Below are 4,065 nucleotides of genomic sequence, written 5' to 3'. Positions count from 1 at the left end.
GGGCCTAGTACTTTTGGAATGGAAATACTTTCCAACACCAAAAATTCTAGACCCGAGATTCTCTCTAAATAAATGCTGATTTGATTAATTTAAGGTAATAGTATTCCACTGAAACTGCTCAAAACTGTTATTTGCTAGGGTATTAATTAAATTTATTAATTTTGTAAGCCTTTTTATTGAAAAACTTTAATCTTCCTGTATAATGAAAGGGTATTCAAAGAGTGCTGGTTAACACAATAGTTTATGAAAGGGGTTTCGTATTATTATGCAAGACAAAATGTTTGTAAGTCCTGATAAGTATCTTCAGGGAGCAGGTCTATTGGAGCGTTCAGCACAATACATTAGCCCATTTGGCAATAAGATTCTCTTAATATCTGATGATATTGTTTGGGAAATAGCAGGAGATAAATTTGCGAAATATTTAAGCAATGAGGGTTTTACTGTTAAACGGGCAACTTTTAACGGTGAATCTTCTGCTAATGAAGTTGACCGTATAACAGATATAGGACAGTCTAATAAAAGCGAAATTATAATTGGTTTAGGAGGAGGTAAGACGCTTGATACGGCGAAAGGGGTTTCTGAAAACCTCGAAGGAACACTAATTATAGCTCCAACTGCTGCATCTGCTGATGCCCCAACTGCAGGTTTATCAGTAATTTATACTGACGACGGGGTTTTCGACCACTATGCTTACTATAAGCAGCACAGCGATTTAGTATTGATGGACACACAAGTTGTAGCGGGTGCGCCAGTTAGAACCTTAATTTCTGGAATTGCAGATGCTTTTGCAACTAACATAGAAGCCAAAGCAACGGAAAAAGGTTTTGGTGCAACATTCAACGGTCGTGGTGGTGTTCCAACTCAGGCAGGATTAGCCATTGCTTCTAAATGTGAGGAAACTTTGTGGAAGTATGCGTATGAAGCCGTAATTTCAAACCAGAATAAAATAGTTACTCCTGAATTAGACAAAGTTGTCGAGGCAAATACTCTCCTTTCAGGGCTAGGGTTCGAAAACGGTGGACTTGCAGCTGCTCATTCAATCCAAGACGGATTTACAGCTATCTCGGGTGAAGTTCATAAATTAACTCATGGTGAAAAGGTTGCTTTTGGAACTCTTGTTCAATTAGTCCTACAAGAAACTCCACATGAGGAATTAGAAAAATACCTTGAATTCTACACAACTTTAGGATTGCCGGTAACTTTGGAGCAAATGCACCTCGATAAAATAACTGACGAAGAATTTACAAAAATTGGTGAAAAGGCAACTGATCCAAACGAAACAATGTCAAACATGCCATTTACTGTGACATCAGATATGGTAATTAATGGCATGAAGGCAGCTTCCGCTATTGCTCATCAGTTTATCCAAACCCATGATATTAAACCTTTATTCCACAATCCAGTTTTAGGTAAAATCTCTGGGCCATCTATAAAAGACTAGTTTTCTAGTGTTTGTAAGATAAAATTATTTTACACTTGAGAAAATACTCAATTAATTGAATTAAAATGGTTCTTTATCAAGTGGTACTGATGAAATAAATTATTAAACTTGAAAAGTATTTGGTCTAGCTTAGTTAAGCTGCTTGTTCCTGAATGGAGCGGGCAGCTTTTTTAGGTGCGCCCGGCATGGGCAGTAGCTAGGTGGTGTAAGGTAAGCAGTAAATAACCGACCGTATTTCCTGTGGCCGCCATATGGATTATGATTACCTCATCAAATAAATTGGTGAGGTGTTTTTGATGGATAAACAACCAGAAATCGTGCAAGTGAAAGTCGGTCGGACAACAGAAGCCCCAGCTTCTGGACCCGTTAAAGCGCTACAAATCAAAGTTGATGGCAATAAATCAGTTATTGTTTACAACCACGTCAACGGGTATATCCTCGATGCCGTAATGAAGGCGGTGTTCCCACATGATCATTGATACCAGCAAAATCGAACAAATCTACCTAGTTTGTGGTAAGACTGATTTGCGAAAAGGTATCGATGGACTCGCGGGTATCGTCCAAGAGCAATACGATTTGGATCCATACTCGCAAGCACTGTATCTCTTTTGTGGTACACGCAAAGACCGCTTCAAAGCCCTCTATTGGGATGGCGATGGCTTCTTACTATTATATAAACGGTTAGAAAATGGCCATCTACAATGGCCGACCAATCAACTTGCAATTCGCCGATTGGACCCGCGTCAGCTTGTTCGCCTATTGAGTGGTTGGGCGTTAGATTCGACGGTTCATAAAGTATGCCCTCCAGGACATTGAAAGTGCTTTCTAGTTTAGAAAATGAGTGGTAAACTCAATGATAATAATCATACATCAAGGAGGTGACACCCATGGCAGAATCAGAAAAGGATCAAATCATTCGCAAGCTCAAAGCAGAAAATAAGGGGCTTCAGGAACAGATTGCCTATCTTAGGCGAAAACTATTTGATCATAAATCCGAAGCATTAAATCCTAATCAAACGTCACTATTTGACAAGGAAAATAGTGTTTTTAACGAACCAGAGCAAACTGGAGACCAAAGCATCTCCGCGTCAAATCAAGTACGGCCAAAGAAATCAAAGAAAAAGACGCGGCGAGAAAAAGTAGATTCAAAGGTCCCAGTACGCGTAACCATCATTAAACCAGCTGATGGTAAATGTCCAGCAGGACATTCAGGCATCGAGCCGATTGGGACAAGTTATGTCCGAGAAGAATTTCATTTCATTCCTGCCCACGCATATCTGGAGAAAATCTACGAGCAAACTTATAAGTGTGAACAATGTGCTCATGATACGGCAACATCTGGTTTGTTCAAGCCATTGGTGCCACCGGCCTTGTTCCCACATAGTTTGGCTTCGGTCTCCCTAGTGGCAGAAATTATATATGATAAATTTGTCTTGGGGGTACCGCTATATCGGCAACTATCTGGGATTCGTCGTTTGGGCTATCAGACATCAGAAGCTACCTTGGCTAATTGGGTTAACAAATCTGCTCAACAGCTATTACCCCTCTATGAGGAACTTCATCGACACTTGTGCTCGGCTCATCACCTGCAAGGTGATGAAACCCCAATCGAAGTTCTGAGGGAACCCGGTAAAGCCGCGACATCAAGGTCTTACATGTGGGTGGCGCGAACACCAATCAAACAACCAAATCCCATCGTCTATTATGCTTATAGTGCCACACGTTCTGGTGTCTTTGCCCAATCCTTGTATGAAGGATATCTAGGCGTTTTACAATGTGATGGGTATAGTGGGTACAACCTACTTGGAAATAGCGTTCACCGCACAGGTTGTTGGGCTCATGTTCGGCGTAAGTTCTATGATGCATCTCAGTCGCATATCAAGGGATCTGACGATCTGCTTCACTTGATTGACGAGATGTTCGCTCTAGAACGGGAATGGCAAGCCTATTCACCACGAGTACGTCGACGGCGACGTCGTAGTCGCTTGAGAAAAGTTCTCAAACGCTTTTGGCGCCTGATTGATCGTACCGAGGTCTTACCACAGTCTCGTCTAGGCAAGGCCATCGTCTATGCTCAAAAGCAGCGGCCGTATCTCGACCGGATTATCAATGATGGCGTCATTGATTGGAGCAATAATGCGGCTGAGCGTAACATGAAGAGTCTGGTGATTGGGCGAAAAAACTGGTTATTCAGCACAAGTACGCAAGGCGCTGAAGCAACCGCTATTTGGATGACGTTTATTGAAAGCGCCAAGGCCAATCATATAGATCCGCGTCAATATTTGACGGATTTATTAAAAGCTTCAACGATTCTGCCAGCATTTCCAAAATCGGAAGAGTTGGGGGCTTATTTGCCATGGAATTATCGAAGACAGCAAAATATGGGCCAACGGAAAGACAATAATGAGACCCAGGCGACGACGTTTGCCGCATAAACTGAAAAAGGAAAAGCGTGTTCTAAACTTCTCAAAAACCGAGAAGTTTAGAACACGCTTTTTGTATTGGAAATAATCTGTAAAACATAAATCAACACGGTCAGTTATTTACTGCTTACTATTAAATGTACACGGTAGATTGTAAAATTTAAGTTGAACATATTAGTGGACAGAAAAACCCATAAAGGT

The 4,065-nt window shown here is 41.3% G+C and carries 4 protein-coding genes; all 4 read left to right on the top strand.

Annotation, left to right across the window (positions count from 1 at the left end; translation table 11 throughout):
- Positions 1–265 precede the first annotated feature (265 nt).
- The 4 genes from FC24_RS07815 to tnpC all read left to right on the top strand — a co-directional run bounded on the left by FC24_RS07815 (position 266) and on the right by tnpC (position 3,876).
- Positions 266–1,441 carry a glycerol dehydrogenase gene (locus FC24_RS07815; protein ID WP_057874334.1) on the top strand — a complete coding sequence of 392 codons (1,176 nt, stop codon included), beginning with the start codon at positions 266–268 and terminating at the stop codon, positions 1,439–1,441.
- A 296-nt stretch (positions 1,442–1,737) separates the two neighbouring features.
- Positions 1,738–1,920 carry a hypothetical protein gene (locus FC24_RS07810; protein ID WP_057874333.1) on the top strand — a complete coding sequence of 61 codons (183 nt, stop codon included), beginning with the start codon at positions 1,738–1,740 and terminating at the stop codon, positions 1,918–1,920.
- Positions 1,910–2,257, top strand: a complete 348-nt coding sequence (tnpB, locus tag FC24_RS07805) for an IS66 family insertion sequence element accessory protein TnpB (protein WP_003646556.1) — start codon at positions 1,910–1,912, stop codon at positions 2,255–2,257. The genes FC24_RS07810 and tnpB overlap by 11 nt, the downstream gene beginning before the upstream one ends.
- A gap of 71 nt (positions 2,258–2,328) precedes the next feature.
- Entirely contained in the window at positions 2,329–3,876 is a 1,548-nt protein-coding gene (gene tnpC / locus FC24_RS07800) for an IS66 family transposase (protein ID WP_057874332.1), read from the top strand.
- Positions 3,877–4,065: the final 189 nt, after the last annotated feature.

Source organism: Loigolactobacillus rennini DSM 20253, from assembly GCF_001436505.1.
Taxonomy (GTDB): Bacteria; Bacillota; Bacilli; order Lactobacillales; family Lactobacillaceae; genus Loigolactobacillus; species Loigolactobacillus rennini.
The sequence above is the reverse complement of the archived record's forward strand: the minus strand, read 5'-3'. Positions and strand labels throughout refer to the sequence as shown.

Excerpts from the sequence above, each read along its gene's own strand:
- FC24_RS07815 (WP_057874334.1), top strand. The coding sequence starts at position 266 with ATGCAAGACAAAATGTTTGTAAGTCCTGATAAGTATCTTCAGGGAGCA.
- FC24_RS07810 (WP_057874333.1), top strand. The coding sequence starts at position 1,738 with ATGGATAAACAACCAGAAATCGTGCAAGTGAAAGTCGGTCGGACAACA.
- tnpB (WP_003646556.1), top strand. The coding sequence starts at position 1,910 with ATGATCATTGATACCAGCAAAATCGAACAAATCTACCTAGTTTGTGGT.
- tnpC (WP_057874332.1), top strand. The coding sequence starts at position 2,329 with ATGGCAGAATCAGAAAAGGATCAAATCATTCGCAAGCTCAAAGCAGAA.